Source organism: Embleya hyalina, assembly GCF_003967355.1.
Classification (GTDB): domain Bacteria; phylum Actinomycetota; class Actinomycetes; order Streptomycetales; family Streptomycetaceae; genus Embleya; species Embleya hyalina.
In genome coordinates, this window is record NZ_BIFH01000021.1 from 92,103 (window position 1) to 114,999 (window position 22,897).

At 72.3% G+C, this 22,897-nt stretch carries 19 protein-coding genes and 1 pseudogene; 11 read left to right on the plus strand and 9 right to left on the minus strand.

Translation table 11 applies throughout. The features are described from left to right. Positions 1-183 precede the first annotated feature (183 nt). The 8 genes and pseudogenes from EMA17_RS21065 to EMA17_RS54165 all read left to right on the plus strand — a co-directional run bounded on the left by EMA17_RS21065 (position 184) and on the right by EMA17_RS54165 (position 7,953). Positions 184-975: a class I SAM-dependent methyltransferase gene (locus EMA17_RS21065; RefSeq protein WP_126638634.1), complete on the plus strand. Its 792-nt coding sequence runs from the start codon at positions 184-186 to the stop codon at positions 973-975. Positions 976-1,024: 49 nt separating this feature from the next. Beyond that, a complete protein-coding gene (locus EMA17_RS21070) occupies positions 1,025-2,623 on the plus strand; it encodes an ABC transporter substrate-binding protein (RefSeq protein WP_126638635.1) in 1,599 nt (532 codons plus the stop codon). Continuing rightward, positions 2,620-3,573: an ABC transporter permease gene (locus tag EMA17_RS21075; RefSeq protein WP_126638636.1), complete on the plus strand. Its 954-nt coding sequence runs from the start codon at positions 2,620-2,622 to the stop codon at positions 3,571-3,573. Before EMA17_RS21070 ends, EMA17_RS21075 begins: the two co-directional genes overlap by 4 nt. Continuing rightward, positions 3,573-4,430 carry an ABC transporter permease gene (locus EMA17_RS21080; protein WP_126638637.1) on the plus strand — a complete coding sequence of 286 codons (858 nt, stop codon included), beginning with the start codon at positions 3,573-3,575 and terminating at the stop codon, positions 4,428-4,430. Before EMA17_RS21075 ends, EMA17_RS21080 begins: the two co-directional genes overlap by 1 nt. After that, on the plus strand, positions 4,417-6,075 hold the full coding sequence (locus EMA17_RS21085; RefSeq protein WP_126638638.1) for an ABC transporter ATP-binding protein: 1,659 nt from the start codon (positions 4,417-4,419) through the stop codon (positions 6,073-6,075). Before EMA17_RS21080 ends, EMA17_RS21085 begins: the two co-directional genes overlap by 14 nt. A gap of 109 nt (positions 6,076-6,184) precedes the next feature. Continuing rightward, entirely contained in the window at positions 6,185-6,973 is a 789-nt protein-coding gene (locus EMA17_RS21090; RefSeq protein WP_126638639.1) for a VOC family protein, read from the plus strand. A gap of 184 nt (positions 6,974-7,157) precedes the next feature. Next, positions 7,158-7,406: pseudogene (locus EMA17_RS55985) on the plus strand (DUF4331 family protein); the annotation flags it as partial. Between the two features lie 70 nt (positions 7,407-7,476). Then, the gene (locus EMA17_RS54165) at positions 7,477-7,953 is read left to right on the plus strand and encodes a DUF4331 domain-containing protein (RefSeq protein ID WP_246126801.1); all 477 of its coding nucleotides are present in this window, start codon (positions 7,477-7,479) and stop codon (positions 7,951-7,953) included. A 75-nt stretch (positions 7,954-8,028) separates the two neighbouring features. Here EMA17_RS54165 and EMA17_RS21100 read toward each other — a convergent pair whose 3' ends face one another. From EMA17_RS21100 to EMA17_RS21120, 5 genes are all read right to left on the minus strand, one after another. Continuing rightward, positions 8,029-10,332, minus strand: coding sequence for a heavy metal translocating P-type ATPase (locus tag EMA17_RS21100; RefSeq protein WP_126638640.1), 2,304 nt, complete (start codon positions 10,330-10,332; stop codon positions 8,029-8,031). A gap of 153 nt (positions 10,333-10,485) precedes the next feature. After that, a complete protein-coding gene (locus EMA17_RS21105) occupies positions 10,486-11,478 on the minus strand; it encodes a DUF8832 domain-containing protein (RefSeq protein ID WP_126638641.1) in 993 nt (330 codons plus the stop codon). 185 nt (positions 11,479-11,663) lie between these two features. Next, positions 11,664-11,954 (minus strand): heavy-metal-associated domain-containing protein, encoded by a 291-nt coding sequence (locus EMA17_RS21110; RefSeq protein ID WP_126638642.1) that lies wholly within the window; start codon positions 11,952-11,954, stop codon positions 11,664-11,666. A 147-nt stretch (positions 11,955-12,101) separates the two neighbouring features. After that, positions 12,102-12,383: a metal-sensitive transcriptional regulator gene (locus EMA17_RS21115; RefSeq protein ID WP_078981450.1), complete on the minus strand. Its 282-nt coding sequence runs from the start codon at positions 12,381-12,383 to the stop codon at positions 12,102-12,104. A 212-nt stretch (positions 12,384-12,595) separates the two neighbouring features. Beyond that, a complete protein-coding gene (locus EMA17_RS21120; protein WP_126638643.1) occupies positions 12,596-13,162 on the minus strand; it encodes a DoxX family protein in 567 nt (188 codons plus the stop codon). A 189-nt stretch (positions 13,163-13,351) separates the two neighbouring features. Here EMA17_RS21120 and EMA17_RS21125 point away from each other — a divergent pair, with 189 nt between their 5' ends. Continuing rightward, positions 13,352-13,819 (plus strand): MarR family winged helix-turn-helix transcriptional regulator, encoded by a 468-nt coding sequence (locus EMA17_RS21125; protein WP_126638644.1) that lies wholly within the window; start codon positions 13,352-13,354, stop codon positions 13,817-13,819. A gap of 101 nt (positions 13,820-13,920) precedes the next feature. On the opposite strand, the gene EMA17_RS21130 is transcribed toward EMA17_RS21125, so the two are convergent. The 4 genes from EMA17_RS21130 to EMA17_RS21145 all read right to left on the minus strand — a co-directional run bounded on the left by EMA17_RS21130 (position 13,921) and on the right by EMA17_RS21145 (position 21,021). Further along, complete coding sequence (locus EMA17_RS21130) at positions 13,921-17,376, minus strand: M28 family peptidase (protein ID WP_170222203.1); 3,456 nt, start codon at positions 17,374-17,376, stop codon at positions 13,921-13,923. 248 nt (positions 17,377-17,624) lie between these two features. Then, a complete protein-coding gene (locus EMA17_RS21135) occupies positions 17,625-19,178 on the minus strand; it encodes a M4 family metallopeptidase (RefSeq protein ID WP_126638645.1) in 1,554 nt (517 codons plus the stop codon). A gap of 224 nt (positions 19,179-19,402) precedes the next feature. Next, positions 19,403-20,113 (minus strand): ABC transporter permease, encoded by a 711-nt coding sequence (locus EMA17_RS21140; RefSeq protein ID WP_126638646.1) that lies wholly within the window; start codon positions 20,111-20,113, stop codon positions 19,403-19,405. Further along, on the minus strand, positions 20,110-21,021 hold the full coding sequence (locus EMA17_RS21145) for an ABC transporter ATP-binding protein (protein ID WP_126638647.1): 912 nt from the start codon (positions 21,019-21,021) through the stop codon (positions 20,110-20,112). Before EMA17_RS21145 ends, EMA17_RS21140 begins: the two co-directional genes overlap by 4 nt. 129 nt (positions 21,022-21,150) lie before the next feature. Between EMA17_RS21145 and EMA17_RS21150 the strand changes: the two genes are divergently transcribed. Further along, on the plus strand, positions 21,151-22,275 hold the full coding sequence (locus EMA17_RS21150; protein WP_126638648.1) for a sensor histidine kinase: 1,125 nt from the start codon (positions 21,151-21,153) through the stop codon (positions 22,273-22,275). Continuing rightward, the gene (locus EMA17_RS21155; RefSeq protein WP_126638649.1) at positions 22,272-22,877 is read left to right on the plus strand and encodes a response regulator transcription factor; all 606 of its coding nucleotides are present in this window, start codon (positions 22,272-22,274) and stop codon (positions 22,875-22,877) included. The genes EMA17_RS21150 and EMA17_RS21155 overlap by 4 nt, the downstream gene beginning before the upstream one ends. Positions 22,878-22,897 lie beyond the last annotated feature (20 nt).

A 22,897-nucleotide genomic window follows, 5' to 3' on the forward strand; every position in this document is an offset into this window, starting at 1 on the left:
TGCGACCGGGAAGCGGCCCCGGTGGGCACTTGTGACGGCTGTGCGGTCGGGAAGTGGCCGCGATGGGCGCTGTGACGGCGGCGCGGTCGAGGATCTGCCCCGATGGACACCCGTATCGCCGCACGGCCGGGAAGTGGCCGCGATGAGCATCCGCGATCAGTACGAAGCCGAGAGTGGACCGACGTGAGTACCCGCAATCTCCTGACCGATACCCCCGAACTCTACGAACGCCGCTTCCCCGACCCCGGTCGGCTCGCCGCCCGGTGGACCGACGCGATCCTGCGGCGCCACCGCGCCGGGCCCCGCGTGCTGGACGTGGGCTGCGGCACCGGACGGGACGCGGCCTGGTTGCAGGCGCACGCCGCCCGCGAGGTGGTCGGCATCGACACCTCGGCGGCGATGGTGCGGCACGCCCGCGCCCACCACCCCGGCCCGGACTACCGCCTCGCCGACATGCGCGACTTCGACCTCGGGCGCGTCTTCGACGCCGTGGTCTGCCTGGACAGCGCGCTGCTGTACTGCCACGAGAACGCCGACCTCGCCGCGTTCCTCGATCGTTGTCGGGAACACCTCGTGCCCGGCGGGCTGTTCGTGGCCGAACTGCGCAACGGCGCCTACTTTCTGCAGGGCGCCGAGGGCGCCCGGCCCGAACCCGAACCCCGTACCGACACCGTCGTGCGCGCGGGGGTCACCTACACCTCGCGCACCACCCTGTGGGTCGACCACACGGCCCAACTGCTGCGCCGACGCCGGGAATGGACGTCGGACGACGGCGTGCCGCCCCGGGTGCAGCACTCCGCGTGGCGGCTGCTGTTCCCCCGCGAGCTGGGCTATTTCCTCGACGTCGCCGGCTTCGACGTGCTCGACCTCCACGACCGCCCCGGACCGCGTACCGACCCGCCCTGGACCGAGGGCGCCCCGCCCGCCGCGACCGGGCACGGCGACCGCCTGCACGTGGTCGCCCGCCGCCGCTGACGCGGCATCACTTCGCCCACCACCACCGCCGACACGGAGAGAACGACCCATGAGCCGGATCCACCCCCGCATACCCCTCGGCGCATCGCTCGCCGGTACCTCCCGCCGGGCCTTCCTGACCGCCGGGGGCGTCGCCGCGCTGACCCTGGCGGTGGGCTGCACCGGCGGCACGGCCGAGCCCGGGCCGCGCGCCGGTACGCCGGGCGAGGGAACGCCCAGGCGCGGCGGGCGGTTGCGGGCGGCCTTCCCGGGCGGCGGCGCCAACGAGACGCTGGATCCGCACCTGGCCAATCTGTTCGTCGACGTGGCCCGGGCCAAGGCGTTGTTCGACAAGCTCGCCGACTACGGCGCGGACCTGGCCCCGGTGCCCCGACTCGCCGCCGGATGGGAGCCGAACGCGACGCTGGACACCTGGCGGGTGCGGCTGCGCCCGGCGACCTTCCACGACGGCCGGCCGGTGACCGCCGAGGATGTGCTGTACAGCTTCCGTCGGATCGCCGACCCCGCACGGGCGTTCCGGGCCAAGGCCGCGTCGGAGTCGATCGACCATGCCGCGAGTCGGGTGGTCGACCCGGCCACGGTGGAGTTCCGACTCAAGCTCCCCTACGCCGAATTTCCCAACGTGCTCGCGGCGTTCGGCGCCTACATCGTGCCGGCCGGTGCGGACTCCTTCGAGCGCCCGGTGGGATCGGGTCCGTTCGTCTTCGGGTCGTTCAAGCCCGGGAGTTCGCTGCTGCTGCGGCGCAACGACGGCTACTGGGACGGTGCTCCGCACCTGGACGAACTGGAGTTCGTGATCGCGGGAGAGGAGTCGGCGCGGACCAACGCGCTGCTCGGCGGTCAGGTGGAGTACGCGCACGAACTGAACCCGGCCACCGCGCGGGTGCACGAGGGCGGGGGCCGGATCACCGTGTTGCGGTTGCGGAACAGCGCGATGCAGGGCTTCGTGATGAAGACCGATCGGCCGCCGTTCGACGACCGGCGGGTCCGACAGGCGTTCTGCCTGATCGCCGACCGTCGGGAACTCGTGGACGGGGCGCTGTCCGGCGCCGGGGAGGTGGGCAACGACCTGTTCGGCAAGGGATGTCGCTACTACGCGGCGAGCCTGCCGCAGCGCACCCAGGACCTGGTCCGGGCCCGGGCGCTGCTGCGCGAGGCCGGTGCGGAGGGATTGACCGTCACCCTGGACACCGCGCCCGCCGCCACCGGATTCGTCGAGGCCGCCGGGATCTTCAAGGAACAGGCGGCGAAGGCCGGGGTCACCGTGCAGGTGCGGATCGGCAACAAGGACACCTACTGGAAGGACATCCTCACCGCGGGCACCCTCGCGTCCTACCGCTCGGGTGCGATGCCGATCGAGTCGCACGTCTCCCAGCGGCTGTTGACCGGATCCACCACCAACGCCACCCGCTGGCGGGACCGGGACTTCGACGAGCTGTACCGGCAGATCCAGTCCACCCCCGACGAGGCGTCGCGCACCGCGCTGTACGAGCGCATGCAGCGCCGACTCCACGACGAGGGCGGGTTCCTGATCTGGGGCTTCGCCGACTGGATCGTGGCCACCGCGAACCGGGTGCGCGGCGTGGCGACGAACGCGCCCGCCAATACGCTGGACTGGGCCCGGTTCGACAAGGTCTGGCTCGGGTGAGCGCGGATCGTGGTCGGCCGGCGCGCCGACTGCTGCTCGGCCCGGTCCAGATCGCGGCCGTGGTGGTGCTGATCTTCGCGTTGACCGAGGCGCTGCCGGGGGACGCGGCGGTGGCCCTGGCGGGCGACCAGCCCGACCCGGAGCGGATCGCGCGGATCCGGGAGTCGATGGGCCTGGACCGTTCGATGGGCGGGCGGTTCGGCGCCTGGGTCGAGCGTCTGGCGCACGGCGACCTGGGCACCTCGCTGGTCTCGGGCCGGCCGGTCGCCGACCTGCTCGCCGATGGGTTCGGCCCGACCCTGGTACTGGCCGGGGTCACGGTCGTGCTGCTCGTGCCGCTGTCGGTGGGCCTGGGGGTGCTCGCCGCGCGGCGCGAGGGCGGTCCGGTGGATCGCCTGATCAGCGCGCTGACGTCGGCGGTGCACGCGGTCCCGGAGTTCGCCCTCGGGGTGTTGCTGATCACGCTGTTCGCGCTCGAACTCCGGTGGTTGCCGCCGACGGCGGTGGGTACCGACGGTGATCTGCTCGGCCGTCCGGCCGTGTTGGTGCTGCCCGTGGTGGTGCTGCTGTCCCGGCCGGTGTGCACGATCGCCCGGCTGGTGCGTGCCGGCATGATCGACGCGATGGCGTCGCCGTACGTGGCACACGCGCGACGACAGGGCCTGTCCGGTGCCCGGGTGTGCTGGACGCATGCGCTCCCGAACGCCCTTGCCCCCGCGACCCAGCAACTCGCCCGTACGTGTGACTGGTTGCTGAGCGGGGTGATCGTGGTGGAGGCGCTGTTCGTCGTCCCCGGGCTCGGCACCGTGCTGGTGGACGCGGTCGCGGCGCGCGACATCCCGGTGATCCAGGGGCTCGCGCTGGTGTTCGGCGTGGTGACCGTTTCGGTCAACCTGGTCGCCGATCTCGTGACGCTGCGGCTGGCGCCGCGCGTGGAGGTGGCCGCGTGATGAACTCGCGTCTTCGCGAGCCGAGTCGGGCCTGCCGGGACGATCGCAGCGGTCGGCGCTACGCGGTGGCGCTCGGATTGATCGGGCTGCCGCTGGTGATCGCGTTGATCGGGCCGTGGTTCGCGGGGTCGGCGCAGCCGCGTGCGGTGTCTTTCAGCGCCGGGGAAGGGCACTGGTTGGGCACCGACTTCGCCGGGCGCGACGTGTGGCGGCAGGTGTTGCTCGGCGGGCGATCGGTGGTGTTGGTGGCGGTGGCCGCGACGCTCCTGGCCTATCTGGTGGCGGTGCCGCTCGGGCTGGCCGCGGCGGCGACGCGGCGCGGGTGGGTGGCCGAGGTGCTGATGCGGCCGCTGGACGTGCTGATCGCGGTGCCCTCGCTGCTCGTCGTGCTGCTCGTGGCCGCGCTGTTTCGGCCGGGGCCGGCCGAACTGGTGCCGGTGATCGCCCTGGTGGCGATGCCGGACGCCGCCCGGGTCGTGGCCGCGGCGGGCACCGAGGTGGCGGCGCGGCCTGCCGTCGAGGCGCTGCGCATGCAGGGCGAGTCCTGGTGGCGGATCACCGTCGGCTACCCGCTGCGGTCGATCCGGCGCACGCTGGCCGCCGACGCGGGGACCCGGCTCGCGAGTGCGCTGTACCTGGTGGCGACCGCCGCGTTCCTGGGCGTGGGTGTGGCCCCGGATGCCGCCGACTGGGCGGTGATGGTGGACCGCAACCGGCCCGGCCTGTTCCTCCAACCCTGGGCCGTGGTGGTGCCCGCGGCGCTGATCGTGGCGCTGTCGATGGGCACGAACCTGGCGTTCGACACGGCCTTGCGGACGCCGACGGGCGGGCGGGGGAGGGACGATGAGCGACGCTGAACCCGTTGCGGTGGTCCGCGGGTTGCGGGTGGAGGTGGGTGGTCGGGCGATCGTGGACGGGGTGGATCTGACGCTGCGTGCGGGGCGGATCACCGCACTGGTGGGACCGTCGGGCAGCGGCAAGACCACCACCGCGCTGGCCCTGCTCGGCGAATACCCGCCCGGCGCCCGGGTGACGGGCGAGGTACGGGTCGTGGGTGGCGGAGCGGTCGGCTACGTCCCGCAACATCCCGGCGCGGTGCTCAATCCGGTACGTCGGGTGGGCGTGTTGTTGCGGGACATCGCGCGGGCGCGCGCGGGCGATCGGAGGTCGCATCGGGAGGCGGTGCACGAGGCGTTGCGGGCGGCGCGGATCGAGCATCCCGAGCAGGTCGTGCGGCGCTTTCCGCATCAGCTCTCCGGCGGGCAGCAGCAACGCGTCGTGGTGGCCCAGGCGTTGCTGCTCGGTGCGCGGGTCGTGGTCGCCGACGAGCCGACCACCGGGCAGGACGCGCTGACCAGGCAGGGCGTCGTGGAGCGACTGGCGGCCCTGGCCGGGGAGGGGATCGCGGTGTTGTTGCTCAGCCACGACCTCGACGTGGTGCGCCGACTCGCGGACGAGGTGGTGCTGTTGGCGAATGGGCGGCCGGTCGGGTTCGGGCCGCCGGCACGAGTGCTGCCGGCGCCGGAGCCGGTGGAGGTTCGGCCCGCGAGAGCGGGGGCCGACGACGGCCCCGACGCCGACGCCGCCACCGAGGTTCGGCTGGAGGTTCGGGACCTCACGGCCGGATACCCGACAGGCGTGCGGCGCGAGGCGACCGTCCTGGATCGGCTGAGCCTGACCGTGGCACCCGGCGAATGCCTCGCCCTGGTGGGTCGTTCGGGCAGCGGCAAAACGACGCTGGGACGCTGCCTCGCCGGGTTGCACAGCGGATACCGGGGACGGATCCGGTTCGACGGGATGCCGTTGCCCCGCTCGTTGCGCGGCCGTACCACCGGTCAACTGGCCGCCGTGCAGTACGTGTTCCAGGACGCGCGGGCCTCGTTCGACGAGGGACGGCCGGTCGTGGACCAGGTGGCCCGGACCGCCGTGCGGCTGCGTGGCGTGTACCCGGACGCGGCTCGGACGCAGGCGCTCGACACGCTGGCAGACCTCGGCCTGGCCGCGCCTGTGGCGGAGCGGCGACCTGGCGCCCTGTCCGGGGGCGAGTTGCAGCGTGCCGCGTTGGCTCGGGCCCTGCTCGCCCGGCCCGGTGTGCTGGTCTGCGACGAGATCACCTCGGGCCTGGACGGCGCGGCCCGGGCGGAACTGCTGGACCTGCTCGCCCGTTCCCGGGAACGCATCGGCCTGTCCCTGGTGTTGATCACCCACGACCTGACGGCGGCGGCACGGCTCGCGGACCGGATCGCGGTCCTGGACGCGGGCCGGCTGGTCGAACAGGGCCCGGCCGGACGGATCCTGACCGATCCCCGACACATGTTCACCCGCAGCCTGGTGCGCGCGGCCGGCGAAGCCGTGTCCCGGGGCCGGGGAGGCGACCTCGACGACCCGGACGGTACGGACCTTCTCGGCCCCCCGCGCATCGGCCGGGAGCCGAGCGACGGCGACCGGGTCGAACCCGTACCGGGCCGGGCGAGCGAGCCACGCGGCCCGATCGGAGGTTGACGGACCCGGTTCGGCGGGTACCGGCGCGTCGGTGGTGGCCCGATGTGGGTTGCTCACGATGGCGAGTGACGACGAATGCGGGGGCGTCGTTCTTCTTGGAGGTTCCGTCATGCCCGAGGTAACCAGTCCCTATACACCCGGTACACCCTGCTGGGTCGACCTGATGGTGCCCGACCAGCAGGCCGCCCTCGACTTCTACCGCGACCTGTTCGGCTGGCAGGGTGAGGTGGGTCCGCCGGAGACCGGTGGTTACGCGGTCTGCACGCTCAACGGCAAGGCCGTCGCGGGCATCATGAAGGCGATGTCCCCCGACGGCGGACCGACCCCGCCGACCGCGTGGACCACCTATCTGGCCACCGAAGACGTGGACGCCTCCCAGGAGAGGATCACCAAGGCCGGCGGCAGGGTGATGATGCCGGCGATGGACGTGATGACCCTGGGCCGGATGTGCGTCGCGGCCGGTCCCACCGGCGCGGTGTTCGGTCTGTGGCAGGCGCGGGACTTCGGTGGTGCGCAGGTGGTCAACGAGCCCGGTTCGGTGATCTGGAGCGAGCTGAACACCAGTGACACGGACGCCGCGGCGAAGTTCGGCAAGGCCGCGCTCGGTCTGGAGGCCGCGCCGATGGAGGGGGCCGAGGGCTACTACTCGCTGAGCGCGGGTGGGCGGGTGATCGGCGGGATGCAGGGACTCGACCGGCAGCCGCCGGGTACGCCGTCGCACTGGCTGACCTACTTCTCCGTCGACGACACCGACAGCGTGGTCGACGCGCTGATCCGGGCCGGCGGCAACGTGCTCCAGCCGCCGTTCGACATGATGGCCGGCCGGATGGCCGTGGTCACGGACCCGCAGGGCGGCGCGTTCGCGGTGATCAACGCGACCGCTCCGGCCCCGTACTGACCCGACGGCCCGCCCGGCGCCCGCGTAGGGCGCCGGGCGGGCCGTGTGGTCGTACTGCCGGGTCGTGCCGTCGTGCGGTCGTGCCGTCGGGGCCGGCGCGGCGTTGCGGCCGGACGGGTGACCACCGGTGCGCGTCGCCCGCCGCCGCCGGGTCGGCGAGGCGTACGTACCCGACGCCGGGCGCATGTCTCACCACCTCGGCGGGCCCGATCTGCGGTCCCCCAAGGACGACGCGCGGCTCGATCTCACCGACCTGTTCGTGTTCTCCCGGCCCGGCGGCCGCACCGTCCTGATCATGAACGTGCACCCCCTCGCCGGGGCGGGCGCGGCCTTCCATCCGGACGCGGTGTACCGGATCAACGTCGACACCGACGGCGACCTGCGGGCCGACGTGGCGTTCAGCGTGGTCTTCTCGGCGCCGAAGGACGGACGCCGGACCGCCACCGTCCACCGGGCGACCGGCGAAGCGGTCCGCGCGCACGAGGCAGCGGGCGAGCCGATTGTTGTTGACGCGCCGGTGGCCGGCGACGCCGACGCGATCGTGGTTCGGGCCGATCCGTACCGCTTCGCCGTCGGCCTGCGCAGCGACCCGTTCTTCGCCGATCCGGACGGCATCGTCAAGGATTTCCAGTGGACCGGCGTGTCCCGGGGCGCGCACCCCTCGTCAAGGACGCCGACAACGCCGGCGAGCCCGCTGGGACTGGGACACCTATCGCGAGCCGTGGATCGCCGCGCTCGCCCACTTCGGCCACTACGAGCCTGCCGACGCGGAACGTACGCTGCGCACGGTCCTGCCGGACGTACCGCGCTTCGACCGCTCCCGGCCCGCCGCCTATCCCAACGGCCGCACGCTCACCGACGACGTCACCTCGGCCCGGCTGACCATGCCGTCCAACGGCAGGATCACGAGCGACCACATCGGGCCGCACACCGACCTGCTGCCCGACTTCCCCTGTCTCGGCGCGCCGCACCCCGCCTGAATCGGCCGGTCGCGCGACACGAACGGTCCGCCCCCGTGGTGTGAGGGGCGGACCGTTCGCACTTTCGGGTCGGGACTACGGGGTCGGGTGGGTGTTGTCGGCCAGGGCCTTGAAGCCGCGCAGCCGCAGGCTGTTGCTGATCACGAAGACCGAGCTGAAGGCCATCGCGGCCCCGGCGAGCATCGGGTTCAGCAGGCCGGAGGCGGCCAGCGGGAGGGCGGCGACGTTGTAGGCGAAGGCCCAGAACAGGTTCGACTTGATCGTGCCCAGGGTCTTGCGGGCGAGGCGGATGGCGTCGGCGGCGGCGCGCAGGTCGCCGCGCACCAGGGTGAGGTCGGAGGCCTCGATGGCGACATCGGTGCCGGTGCCCATGGCCAGACCGAGGTCGGCCTTGGCCAGCGCGGCGGCGTCGTTGACGCCGTCGCCGACCATGGCCACGATCCGGCCCTCCTCCTGGAGGCGGGTGACCACGTCGACCTTGTCCTTGGGCATCACCTCGGCGAACACGTGTTCCGGGTCGATGCCGACCTGCGCGGCGACGGTGTGCGCGACCGTGGTGTTGTCGCCGGTGAGCAGGATCGGGGTCAGGCCGAGGTCGCGGAAGCGGCGGATGGCCTCGGCGGAGGTCGGCTTGATCGCGTCGGCGACGACCAGGACCGCGCGTGCCTTGCCGTCCCACGCCACCGCGACGGCGGTACGGCCCAGCGCCTCGGCGTCGGCCATGGCCCGCTCCAGCTCCGCCGGGAGGTCGAGCGCCCACTCGGTCAGCAGCCGGGTGCGGCCGACCAGGACGGCGTGGCCCTCGACGATGCCCTGCACGCCGAGCCCCTCGACGTTGGCGAAGTCCTCCGGGTCCGGCAGGTCGCCGACCCGCTCGGTCGCGCCCTTGGCGACCGCCTGGGCGATGGGGTGCTCGGAGGCGTTCTCCAGGGCACCGGCCAGCCGCAGCACCTCGGTCTCGGTCTCGTCGGCGGCGAGGTGCACGTCCAGGAGGGTCATCCGGCCGGTGGTGACGGTGCCGGTCTTGTCGAGCACGACGGTGTCGACCCGACGGGTGGACTCCAGCACCTCGGGGCCCTTGATCAGGATGCCCAGTTGCGCGCCGCGCCCGGTGCCGACCATCAGCGCGGTCGGGGTGGCCAGGCCCAGGGCGCACGGGCAGGCGATGATCAGCACGGCGACGGCGGCGGTGAACGCGCCGGCGATGCCCTGGCCGGTGCCCCACCAGAAGCCGAGGGTGGCGGCGGCGAGGGCGATCACGATCGGGACGAAGATGCCGGAGACCTTGTCGGCCAGGCGCTGCACCCGGGCCTTGCCGTTCTGCGCGTCCTCGACCAGACGGGCCATCTGGGCGAGCTGGGTGTCGGCGCCGATCCGGGTGGCCCGGATCACCAGCCGGCCGCCGGCGTTGACGGTGGCGCCGGTGACGGTGTCGCCCGGTGCGACCTCGACGGGGACCGACTCGCCGGTGAGCATCGAGGCGTCGACCGCCGAGGTGCCCTGCTCGATCACGCCGTCGGTGGCGATCTTCTCGCCGGGACGGACCACGAACAGGTCGCCGACGGCGAGCTGTTCGACCGGGACACGCTCCTCGCGCCCGTCCCGCAGCACCGCCACGTCGCGGGCGCCGAGTTCGAGCAGGGCCTTCAGCGCGGCGCCGGAGCGGCGCTTGGCGCGGGCCTCGAAGTATCGCCCGGCCAGGATGAAGGTGGTCACCCCAGCGGCGGCCTCGAGGTAGATGTTTCCGGCCCCGTCGCTGCGTTCGATGGCGAAGGAGAACGCGTGGGTCATGCCGGGCTCGCCGGCGCTGCCCCAGAACAGTGCGTAGACCGACCAGGCGAGCGCGGCCAGCGTGCCCATCGACACGAGCGTGTCCATGGTCGAGGTGCCGTGCCGCAGGTTGGTCCAGGCGGCCTTGTGGAACGGCCACGCGCCGTAGGCCACGACCGGCCAGGCCAGCGCGAGGGACAACCACTGCCAGTTGGTGAACTGGAACGCCGGGACCATCGCCATCGCGATCACCGGCACGGTCAGTACGGCGGAGATGAGCAGTCGGTCGCGCAGGGCGCGGACCCGACCACCCTCGGGGTCCGCCTCGGGCGCGGCGTCGCCGGCTCCGCCGGCGGTGACGGGAGGGGCGGGGAGCTCGGCCGTGTATCCGGCCGCCTCGACCTGGGCGATCAGGTCGGCCGGCGCGATCTCGCCGGCGTAGCTGACCTTCGCCTTCTCGGTGGCGTAGTTGACCGTCGCGGTCACGCCGTCGAGCTTGTTCAGCCGCTTCTCGATGCGCATCGCGCACGAGGCGCAGGTCATGCCGCCGATCGACAGTTCGATCTGCCCGCTGTCCTGTGGCGTCGAGGTTTCGGTGGTCGAACCCATCGCCTGCTCCTGTTCGGATCGGTGGTTGCGCGGCCGTCGCGGGGCCGGGGGCGGTGGCGGCCGGTGCCGTCCCGCGATCATGCCTGAACTATACCCTAGGGGGGTATCAAAACGTCAAACGTCGGCCACGGCCGAGGGACGTGTCGGGTGTCCCTAGTGCGCGTGCTCGCCGTGCTCGGGCTGGTCGGACCGCGTGGGCGGGTCGGACTGGGCGGGCGGCGGGGTCGGTGCGGTCGCGGCGCCCACCGTGACGGTGAACTCGGCGGTGCGGACCCTGCCCTCGTGTTGGAAGTCCAGGTACAGGCGGTAGTTGCCCGCGCTGGGGGCCTGGGCGTGGAAGCCGATGCCGGGGCCCGCGGGGGTCTTGCCGTCGCCGGGCGCGCCCTGGGGGTGCACGTGGAGGTAGGCCAGGTCGCCCTGGCGCAGCGCGACCAGGTGGCCGTAGGCGCCGAGATAGGGCTGGAGGTCGGTGACGGGGCGGCCGTCCCTGCTCACGTTCAGGGTGAGCGGTGCGGATGCCCCGGTGGTCAGGTCGCCGGCCAGGGTGACGGTGTAGCCGTCGACGACGGCCGTGCGGGTCGGTGCGGGCAGCGCGGCCGGTTCGTAGCCGCCCGCCACCACGACGTCGGCACCCAGCGTGAGCGTGCCGCCGGGGTCGCCGGTGGGTGTGAAGTCGGCGAACACGCGGTACGTGCCGGCGTTCGCGAAGGTCAGCGGCACGCTCCAGGTGCCGTCGGCGCCGAGTACGGGGTGTACGTGCTGGAAACCGGACAGGTCGCGGCGGGCCACGATCAGATGCAGGTCCTTGTCGTGGGCGCGGTCGTAGCGCGTCCACGGTCGCCCGTCGGGGCCCAGTACGCGGAAGCGGAAGTCGCCGGCGGCGCCGGCCGGCAGCGGCTCGGCGGGGGCGACCAGGGTGTAGCCCCGCTCGGAGACCTGGAGGCCGCCCGGCGTCTCGGCGGCGGCCGGTGTGGCGCCGGGGGAGCGGGCGCCGCCCGACGGGCCCGCCTGGGCGCCGCCGTGGCCGCCGTGTGCGGGGGCGGGATCGGAGCCGACCGGGCCGACCGCGTGGCCGACGCCGAAGGCGGCCCCGAAGGCCAGCACGACGCCGGCGCCGAACGCGCCGACCTTGACTGCGGTGTTCATGGTCTCTCTCCCTGTTCGATGGCGCGTTCGACACCGCGTCGGATGCCGCGTTCGAGGCGGTGGGGCGGGTGGTCGCCGCGGTGTGGCGGGTCCGGGGGTGCGGCGGGGCCCGGTGGTGGGGCCGACCGGGGCCGTGGGTGCTCCGTCGAGGGGGCGCCGGTGTCGGGCGGCGCCCCCTCGACGGGTCAGTGGCAGCTGCCGCAGCAGCTCGCGCCGGCCTCGGGGGCCTCGGGGGCCTCGGGGGCCTCGGCCGCCGGGGCGACCAGTTCGTAGCCGGCCTCCTCGATCGCCGCCGCGACGGCCGTGTCGGCCGGAGCCGCGTCGGAGGTGACCGTCACCGTGCCGCTCGCGAGGTCGACCGCGACCTCCGTGACGCCGTCGATCCGGCCGACCTCGGCCTTGACCGAGGAGACGCAGTGGCCGCAGGTCATGCCGGTGACGGTGTAGGTCGAGGTGACGGAAGTGGTCGTGCTCATGGCGAAGCCTCCTGGTTCTCGGGTCCGCCGCACCGGAGGCGTTCCGGTCGGCGGCTTCGACTACAACATACCCCCCCTGGGTATGTTGTCAAGCCGAGAAAATGGATTCCCGGTTCGGAGCGGGGGTGTGGGGGCGGTGAACTACCGTCAGGAGCGCACCAGTCGGGCCACCGCGTCGGCGGCCTCGCGGACCTTGGCGTCGGCCGCGTCGCCGCCCTGCCCGGCCGCCTGGACCACGCAGTGGCCCAGATGATCGGTCAGCAGTCCCAGGGCGACCGCCTGGAGCGCCTTGGTCACGGCGGACACCTGGGTCAGTACGTCGATGCAGTAGGCATCCGACTCCACCATCCGATGCAGGCCTCTGACCTGGCCTTCCACCCGCTTCAGGCGGGCCAGGTAGGCGTCCTTGCCGTCGTCGTATCCGGTCATCGCGGGCCTCCTCGGTCGGGCATGCGGTCTCGGTTCGACCGCAAGGTACCCCCGTAGGGTATCGTTTCGGCCGGTCGAATACCCCCGGGCCCTATGAAAATATTCGGAGTGCCCGGCGTCCGGCCCGAACCTCGGAGGCACGACATGCGGCCGCCCCCGGGATCGGTGGATCCCGGGGGCGGCCGCAGGTGATTCGGGGCGGGCGCTCGCGCTCAGTCGCGCAACATCAGGATGACGCCGGCCGTGAGCGCGCCGACCGCGACGGCGGCCAGGCCGTAGGCGACGCGGTGGCTGCGCAGGATCGGCAGGAAGCGGTCCACGGCCAGGCGGCCGGGGCCGGTCAGCGCGAGTGCGGCGGCGGCCGCGGTGAGCAGCAGTTCGTACTCCACGCCCTTGGGCGCGAAGAAGCCGCCGTCCCACTTGACCGCGATGGCGTTGATCATGGTGCCCACGATCCCGGCGGCGGCCAGCGGCGTGCACAGGCCGATGACGAGGGCGAGGCCGCCGAAGGTCTCGGTGAGGCCGGCCACGGTGGCCATCGCCTTGCCGGACGGGTAGCCGCTCATGGTGAAGAACTGGCCGGTGCCGTCCAGACCGGAGCCGTCGAACCAGCCGAAGAGCTTCTGCGAGCCGTGTGCGGCCATGGTGAGGCCGACCACGACGCGCAGCAGGGCCAGTCCGAGGTCGTAGCCGTGCAGCGACCCGCCGGGCGCGCCGGCCGGCGCGGTGCGGGTCGCCTGATCGGGGTCGCGGTGGGTCGTCTCGGCGGGGGAGTACATGCGGGTGCTCCTGTCGATGGCGAGGTCGCTGGGGCGATCTTGCGGCGTGCGGACATGCGGCGCCGCCGCACGCGGTGTCACCACATGTGGCGGCGCTCTCCGCGATGCGCGGTAGGTCCAGTTCAAATTTGAACTACTTCGACGCTACAGGCCGACCCCGGCTTCGACAAGCTGGGTAGGGTTTGCCGCATGAGCGAACCGCGTTGGCTGGACGACCTGGAGATGGCCGCGTGGACGAGCTTCGTCGAGGCCGGCCACCGGGTGGACCGGGCCCTGGAACGCCAGCTCAAGGACGAGGCGGGGTTGTCCCACCCGCAGTACGAGATCCTGGTGCACCTGGCGGACGCGCCCGACGGCGAACTGCGGATGGCCGAACTTGCCGATCGCCTGATCACCTCGAAGAGCGGGATCACCTACCAGGTCGCCCAGTTGGAGAAGCTGGGCCTGGTCCGCCGACGCGCGTGCCCGGAACAGGCGCGCGGGGTCTACGCGGTGCTGACCGACGAGGGCTCCGCACGGTTGCGCGGCGCCGCGCCCGCGCATGTGGCGCGGGTGCGCGAGGTCCTGATCGACGTGTTGGATCGCGAGCAACTGGCCGTACTGGCCGAGGCGTTGGGCGTGGTCGGCCGCCGGCTGCGAGCGCACGACCGGGCCTGAGGCGGGGCCGGCGCGCGGACCCGGACACGGATGCGCCCCGCCCCCGGCGCGATGCCGGGGGCGGGGCGGTCACTCGTGGTGCGGTGCTTCTCGGGACGCGGTCAGGAGATCGAGACGTCGTCCACGAAGAACGTGGTCGTCGCGGACTCGTCCTCGGAACCGGAGAACTGGAGGCTGACCGTCTGGCCCGCGTAGGCGCTCAGGTCCACGGTCTTCTGTACGTAGGTACCGGTCGCGTTGGCGTTGGAGTAGGTGGCCAGGGTGGTGCCGTTGATCTGGACACCGAGGGTGTCGTAGACGGTGCTCCCGACCTCCTCGGTGGTGATCTTGACCCACACGCGGAGCTTGGCGTTGGCCGGAATCGTGATGTTCGACTGGCTCAGGGTCTCGGTGGCGGTGCTGCCGTAACCCATCATCCAGGCGTACCAGCCGCCGCTGTGCGGGGTGGCCTGCGTGCTGTTGGTGATGTCGTTGGCGCTCTGCGTCCAGTTGGCGGTGCCCTGCTCGAAGCCGCCGTTCTGCAGCGAGTTGCCCGGGTTCACGGTGCCGACGGTCAGCGTGTACGTGGTCGCGTGCTGCACGTTGCCGGTACCGGTGATGGTGATCGGGTACGTACCCGTCGCGACGTTGGCCCCCACCTGGAAGGTCACCGTCGAGGACGCGCCGGACTGGACCGACGTCGGGTTGAAGGTCACGTCCACGCCGTTCGGCGCGCCGGAGGAGGTCAGGTTCACCGTCTGCGGGTTGCCGCTGGTGGTCTGGGTGTTGACGGTCGCGGTGGTGTTGCCGCCCGGCTGGGTGTTGCCCGAGTTCGGGCTCACGCCGACCGAGAAGTCGTTGCCGGGGTTGCCGCCGCCGACCGCGGTCTTCCAGATGGTGTAGGCGACACCGTCCGCGCTGCGGTCCAGAACCGTCGCGTTGATGTTGGAGGTGGTGTCACACGCGGAGTGGTAGCAGGAGTCGTAGGACTGGTTGGCCTGTCCGCCCCACTTCGTCGCCTGCGCGGAGGTCTTGACCGCGTCGGCACCGGCCGCGTAGCCGGAGGTGGGGATGCCGCCCTGCTGGAAGGAGTAGTCGTCGGAGCGGCCCTGGCCCTCGACGTTCTCCTCGGGACGCAGGTTGAGCGAGTCCCAGTACGCCTTCATCGGGGCGGCGGTGGCGGAGTTGATGTTGTTGATGAAGTAGCCGCCGTTGGGCGAGCCGACCATGTCGAAGTTGTAGTAGCCCTTGATCGCGGTGCGCTGCGTGGAGCTCAGCTGGCTGACGTAGAACTGCGAGCCCTGGAGGCCCTGTTCCTCGCCGGCCCACCAGCCGAAGCGCACGTGCTTGGTCAGGTTCGGGTTGGCCTGCGCGAGGACGAGCGCGTTCTCCAGGAGGGTGGCGGAACCGGAGCCGTTGTCGTTGATGCCGGGGCCGGCCTGGACGCTGTCCAGGTGGGCGCCGAACATGACGGTGGAGTCGGCGGGGCCGCCGGGCCAGTCGGCGATCAGGTTGTTGGAGCGATAGGTGCAGGAGGTGCAGGTCTGCTCGGTGACCTGGTAGCCGGCCGCCTGGAGCTTACCCTTCACATAGGCCAGCGACGCGGTGTAACCGGCGCTGCCCGCGCGGCGGTTGCCGCCGTTCTGGGTCGCGATCGTATTCAGCTGGGACAGGTGCGACTGCACGTTCGCGACGCTGACGTCGGGTATCGGGGAGGACGTGCCGCTGACCGTCAGGGTGTACTGCGCGGTGTGCGTCGCGCCGGTGCCGGTGCCGGTCACCGTGATCGTGGACGTGCCCGGCGTGGCGGTGGAACTCGCCGACAGGGTCAGCGTGGAGTTGGCGCCGGACTGCACACTGCCCGGGTTGAACTGGGCGGTCACACCGTTCGGCAGGGGGGAGGTGGTCAGGTTGACCGTCTGCGCCTGGCCGCTGGTGATGGTCGTGGCCACCGTGGACGTGACGGACGAGCCCGGGGCCACCGTGCCGGCGGTCGGGTTGAGGGTGATCGAGAAGTCGTTCTGACCCGGGCCGGGGGTGCAGGTCGGGTCACCGGTCTGCGCGGGCACGCTGATCGCGTCCCAGGCGGCCTTGGTCTTGGTGAACAGCGCACAGGTCGGGTCGAGCGTCTTGGCCGCGCTGAGCGTCGCGGTCCGGTAGCGCTTGTAGGTCATGCCGCTGGTCTTCAGGAGCATGCCGCCGTAGAAGACCTTGCCGGCCTGCTGGATGCCGACCCCGGTCAGGGTGCTGCTGTTGCAGGTCGGGCTGGTCGGCTTGCCACCGCCGGGGTTGGTGCCCTCGGCGAGCAGGTAGAACCAGTGGTTCATCGGTCCGGCCGCCGCGTGCTCCTCCGTGTTCGGGATGGAGGAGCTGTAGCAGTCCGGGTCGCCGTTGGTGGACGGCTTGTACATGTAGCGGATCGGGCCCTGGCCCACGAGGTTGACGGTCTCGCCGACGGTGTAGTCGGGCGCGTCGTAGGGGGAGGGCTCGTTCGTGTACGCCTCGGTCAGCGCACCCATGATGTCGCCGGTGGCCTCGCCGAGTCCGGCCTCGCCGCTGGTGCTGCCCGGGGTGAACTGGTCGATGCCGTGCCCGAATTCGTGGCCGACCACGTCCATCGAGCCGATCCACTGGTTGCTCTGGTTGTGGCCGATCGAGATGGACGAGCCGTCCCAGTAGGCGTTGACGTCGTTCAGGCCGACCTTGACCGGCCAACTGCCGCCGTTGCCGTTGTGGCCGTTGCGACCCAGCCAGTCCTTGAGCATGTTCCATTCCTTCTGCGCCGCCCACATGACGTCGACGCAGCCGGTTTCCTTGCTCGATGCCTGACCGTTGCCCCACGAGTCCGAGGACTTGGAGAAGACCTGGCCACTCGAGTAGTCGGCGCAGGTCAGGCCCGGCCGGTTGGGGTCGCGCAGGGAGTACGTACCACCGGAGTTGGTGGTGTCGATGGCGAGCGGGTTGGGACCGTTCCACTGGCTGTTGCCGGTGCCCGCCTTGACGTCGTCGACGGTGTCGAGCACCGTGCCCGTGCTCGCGTCCACGAACACGTGCAGCCGGCTGGGCGCGGTGGCGGTCCGGCCGATCAGCACGGTTTCCCAGGCCAGCGCGCTCTTGCCGTCCTTGACCCGGACGACCAGGCGGTGCGAGTCGACCCGGTCCACGCTCGCCAGCTTGGTCCTGGACGTGGCCTCGGCCGCGCCCGCCGCGACGGTGGGCTGGGTCGGTACGGAGATCCGGGCGTCGGTGGACGACTGGGTCGCCCGTACCCGGCCCTTGCCGTCGGCCATCACCACGGCGTCCGCGCCGACGACCGGCAGGCCGCGGTAGGTGCGCTGGTACGCGACCGAGTACAGGTCGTTGATCCACGGGGTGACGGCTTGGCGCTGGTACTGCTCGTCGGGACCCTTGGCGAGGGTGTCGAGGCCGCTGGAGACGGCGCGGTCGGCGGCGGAGACCGCCAGTTCCTGTGAGCTGGGCTGCGGCGGGTCGGCTTGCGCCGGCTGGGCCGCCACGCCCACGGTGAGGCCGGTGAGCATGGCCAGAACGGTTCCGGCCGTGGTCATTCTTCGATTCATCGAGGCTCCTCGAGTGGGAAGGCAGACCTCGACCACGAATCCGGCGTGGACCGGGCGCCTCGTGAGCGCCGCGGCCGACCGAGCGAGCCGGGTTCGTGCCCGAGCGAGCGAAACACTCACACGGACACGAGGGCCACGCGAAGGGCTCCGGCGAGGCCGGCAAATAGTGGCGAAATCGGCGCCGCTTAGGGCCTGTTGCGGTCGCGGCGGCCGGGCCACGACGCCGTGGCCCGGCCGCCGCGGGAGGGTCAGGGACAGGAGGACGGTTCGCCCGGCTGGACCGGGATACCGACCGCGCTCCACGCGTCCCTGGTCGCCTTCCAGGCGACGCAGGTCGGGTCGAGAAGCTTGGCCGCGCGGACGGTGATCATGCGCAGCTTCGGGTAGTTGGTGCCGGCGGGTCGGCCCATGAGGCCGCCGTAGAAGACCCGGCCGGCCGTCTTGATACCCACGCCGGTGACCGTGGAGCCGTTGCAGGTGGGGCTGTTCGGCTTGCCACCGCCGGGGTTGGAGCCTTCGGCGAGCAGGTAGAACCAGTGGTTCAACGGACCGGACGCCTTGTGCTCGTCCGGTGGCAGCGTCGAGCTGTAGCAGTTCGGGTCGCCGGTCAGCGAGGGGTTGTACATGTGGCGCAGCGGTCCGCCGCCGAAGTCGACCATCTCGCCGACCGTGTAGTCCGGGGTGTCGAACGGCGGGGGCTCGTTGGCGTAGAACTCGGTGAGCGCGCCGAAGATGTCGCCGGTGCCCTCGCTGAGGCCGTACGCCTTGAACGGGTAGCCCGGACTGGTCGAGTCGACGAGGTGCCCGTATTCGTGGCCCACGATGTCCATCGCGCCGAGCCACTGACCCCTGTTGTCGTGGCCGATGATCACCTTGGTGCCGTCGAAGTAGGCGTTGACCTGGGGGAGGCCGACCACTACCGGGAAGGTACGGCCGGCGCCGTTGTGCCCGCCGCGGCCCAGCCAGTCGCGGAGCATGTCCCATTCCTTCTGCACCGCCCACATGGCGTCGACGCAGCCGGTCTCGATCGAGGTCGGGTTCGCGTTGCCCCAGTCGTCGACGGTCTTCGTCAACACCGCGCCGTTGTACTTGGAACAGGTCAGGCCGGGGCGGGTCAGGTCGTTCATGAAGTAGGTGGAACCGCTGGAGGCGGTGGTGATGGTGATCGGGTCGGGGCCGTTCCACTTGCTGTGCCCGGTGCCGGCGCGCACGTCGTCGAAGGTCGCGTCGTCCAGCACCGCTCCGGTCCGCGCGTCGACGAACACGTGCAGCCTGCTCGGCGCGTTCCCGATCCGGCCGGCCAGTACCGTCTCCCAGGCCAAGTGGGCGGCGTCGGGCCCGAGTTGAACCACCAGGCGAGGCGCGTCGACCCGGTCCACCGCGGTCAGTCGGGTGCGGGCGCTCGCCTCGGCCGTCGCGGCGGGCAGGGTCGGTTCGGTCGGCACGTCGATGACGCGCGGGCCGTCGGCGCTCTCCACGGCCCGGACCCGGCCGGTGCCGTCGGCCAACACGGCGGCGTCGCCGCCGACCACGGGCAGGCCGCGATAGGTGCGGGTGTAGGCGATCGAGTAGAGGTTGTCGAGCCAGGGCGTCACCATGCCCCGCCGGTACCGCTCGCCGGGTGATGTGGCGAGTCCGCTCGAGGCGCCGGTGACGGCGCGGTCGGCCGCGTCGATCGCGGCGGCGCGGGCGGCGTCGGGGGAGTTCGGGGGTGCGGTCGCGTTCGAGGGTGTGGTGGTGCCGATCACCAGGCCGGCCAACAGGGCCAGGACCGACCCGACAGTCAGCGTTCTGCGATGCATCGAGGCTCCTCGGGTGGAAGACGGGCCCCGACGACGAAACCGATCGCCGGCGCGCCGGGTTCGTCGCCCGAGCGAGGAACACCCTCACAGCGGAACGGTTCTGCGGCAACGAAGGCCGAATAATCGGCACATTCCGGCAAGTTACGGGAGCGGAGCGGGCGATTGGAGCACCCCGGCGCGGCGCCGCCCGCCGACCGGCTCCCGGCCCACGCGGATGGCCGGCCTCAGTGCCGGGGCTCCCAGCGAAACAGCCGGACGCCGAGCACGGCGCCGATCAGTGTCCAGGCGCTCACCGACGCCAGCGCCAGGAGCGCGCTGCCCACGCCCATCCCTTCCCAGGCCCCGGTCGCGAGGGTCACCACGCCGTCGCCGGGTACCAGGTAGCCCAGCCATTGCAGGTGCTCGGGCGCGCGGTCCTGCACCAGCAGACTGCCGCCGACGGCGACGACCAGGAACGGCATCGTGGTGATCTGCGCCTGCTCCGCCGACGCGGTGAACGCCGAGGTGGCCATCGCGACCCCCGTACACATCAACGCCCCGCTCACGATCGCCAGCACGAGCAGCCCCGAGTTGTCGGGAGCGGAGAGCCTGGTGTGCGACAACACGGCCACCAGCACCACGATCTGACCGCACGTGACCAGGATCGCCGGCAGCACCAGCCCGACGATGACCGACGCGTCGGGGTCCGCGCCGCTGCGCAGACGTTTGAGGAACAGGTCCTTGCGCCGGGCCGCGAGCGTGGTGGCGAGTGTCGCGTGCACCCCGATCAGCAGCATGAACAACACGGCGTGGGCGACCGTGTCCGGCGTCGGCGAGGCCAGTGCGGTGAACGCGACGAACAGCGGCAGCAGTACCACCGTGGCCGCGACCGCCTTGTTGCGCAGCATGATGCGCAGTTCGGCGGCGGCCACGGCCCGCCAGGCGGTGCCCCTCACGCGGCCACCCCCGTCGGCGCGGGCCCCGCGACGGCCCGGAAGACGTCGTCCAGCGTCGCCGGCCGGGTCACCAGGCCGCGCAGCCGCACGCCCTGCCCGTCCGCCCAGGCGAGCAGCATCACCATGGCGCGCTCCGGTTCGTCGGTGGTCACGGTGACCCGGTCGCCCCGGCTGCCGGCCACGTCCACCGCGAGCGGCAGGTCGGTCGCGGCCGGTCCGTCGGGGAGGTCGAAGGAGATCCGCGCGGGGTACGGGGCGAGCAGTTCGGCCAGGGTGCCCTCGACCGCGATCCGACCCTCGCGCATGATCGCGATCCGGTCGGCCAGCGTGCTCGCCTCCTCCAGGTAGTGCGTGGTCAGCACCACCGTGGTGCCGCCCGCCGACAACTCGCGCAGCAGGTCCCACAGGAGATCGCGCGTCTGCGGATCCAGCCCGGCGGTCGGCTCGTCGAGGAACAGCAGTTCGGGCCGCCCGTACACCGCCATCGCCAGGTCGAGCCGCCGCCGCTCGCCGCCGGACAACCGGTCCACCCGGACGTCGCGCCGCCGGGTCAGCCCGAGCCGGTCGATCAACGCGTCGTCGTCGTCCTCGCGCCGGGCGACCCGGCTCCACAGCCGCAGCGTCTCGATCGGCGTCAGCTCGGCCGCGAACCCCGACTCCTGGAGCATCATCCCGGTCCGCAGCCGCACCGCCGTCGAGCGCGGATCGCCGCCGAACACCCGGACCGACCCCGAGGTCGGCCGGCGGTGGCCCTCCAGGGTCTCCAGCGTGGTGGTCTTTCCCGCGCCGTTGGTGCCGAGCAGGGCGTACACCTCACCCCGGCGCACGTCCAGGTCGATGCCGGAGACGGCCTCGAAGGTGCCGTACGAGCAACGCAGTCCGCGTACTTCGATCATCGTCGCTTCCATGTCCCCAGCGTGTGCCCGGCCGCCCGGGCCCGGTAGTGGCCCGGTGTCCGCTCCCCGGCTGACAAATGTCACGCCCGCCGATGACCGATCGACCGGGAGCCGACCCGGGCCCACACCTACGCTGGGCACATGGTCTCCTCCACGATGCGACGGGCGCGCCGGTTCACCGCGTGGTCGCTGCTGTCGGCCGTGGTGCTGGTCCCCGGCATCCCCGCGCTGCTCGCGGTGGTCGAGGCGGTGCACGGCGACAACGGGTGGCCGTTGGCCCTGGCCGCGGTCGGCTGCTGTGGACTGCTGTTCGCCACCGCCCGGTACTGGGCCGGTACGCCGCCGCGCGGCCTCTTGGTGGCGACCGGCGTGGTGGCCCTCGGGGTCTCCGCGGCGGCGCTGGCCCACGACGCGATATTCCCGTGGCCCATGCCGCTCGCCACCGCCGTGGGGCTGCTGACGATGTACGCGCGGGGTCGTCGGTGGCGGGTGCTGGCCGCGGGCCTGCTGGTGACGGCGGCGCTGCCGATACTCCTGGGGCCGTCGCCGAGGGAGGCGCCGGATCAGACGGTCGGCGCCCTGATCATCGGCGCCAGTGTGGCGCTGACGTGCGTGATCAACGACTGGGTCTGGCGCCAGTTCGTCGAGCTCGACGACGCGCGCCGGATCGCGGGCGAGTTGGCCGTGGCCAACGAACGGTTGCGGTTCGCCGCGGACCTGCACGACATCCAGGGGCACACGCTGACCCTGATCGCGGTCAAGAGCGAACTCGCCCGCCGGCTGGTCGAGAGGGACCCCTCGGCCGCCGCCGCGCAGATGGGCGAGGTGGAGGCGCTGGCCCGCGAGGCGGTGACCGACACCCGGGACCTGGTGCACGGCTACCGCGAGGTGTCCTTCGCCGCCGAACTGGCCAACGCGGCAGCGGTGTTGACGGCGGCTGGGATCGAGTGCAGCTACGCGAGCCCACCACCGCTGCCGGACCGGGCCGGCACGCTGTTCGGCCTGGTGGTGCGGGAGGCCACGACCAACATCCTGCGGCATTCGGCGGCCACCACCGCCTCGATCGACGTATCCGCCGACGGTTGTCGGCTCACCATCCGCAACGACGGTGCCACGCGCGGGAAGCGCGCCGGCGGCACCGGTCTGGCCGGCCTGGACGCCCGGCTGCGCGGCCACGGCGGCGAGTTGCGCGCCTCGGCCGGCCTGGGCGTCTTCGAGGTCGTGGCCCGTCTCGATGTCGCCGACCGTACGGAGGCCCCCGCGTGATCCGCCTGGTGCTGGTCGAGGACGAGGCGATGTTGCGCGGCGCGCTGGGCCAACTCCTGGACCTGGAGCCGGATCTGACCGTGGTCGCGCAGGCCGCCGACGGGACGGCCGCGATCGCCGAGGCCGCCCGGCACGTACCCGACGTGGTGGTGATGGACCTGGAGATGCCCGGCGGCCCCGACGGTCTGGAGGCGGCCGGCCGCATCCTGGCCGGACGCCCCGACACCCGGATCGTGCTGGTCACCCGGCACGCCCGCCCCGGCGTGCTCACCCGCGCGCTGCGGGTGGGGGTACGCGGATTCGTGCCCAAGTCGCGGCCCGCCGCGCATCTGGCCCAGGTGATTCGCGACGTGCACGCGGGACACCGACACGTGGATCCGGAGATCGCGGCGGCGGCCCTGGTGCTGGACTGCCCGTTGTCCGAGCGCGAGTTGGACGTGCTGCGGCTGACCCGGGAGGGGTTGAGCGTGCGCGACATCGCCGGCCGGGTGCACCTGGCCGCCGGGACGGTACGGAACTACCTGTCCTCGGCGATGATCAAGGTGGGCGCCCCGAGCCGGCACGCCGCGGCCCGCTACGCGGTCGAACGCGGCTGGTTGTGACGGCCGTGGTGGGGGATCGA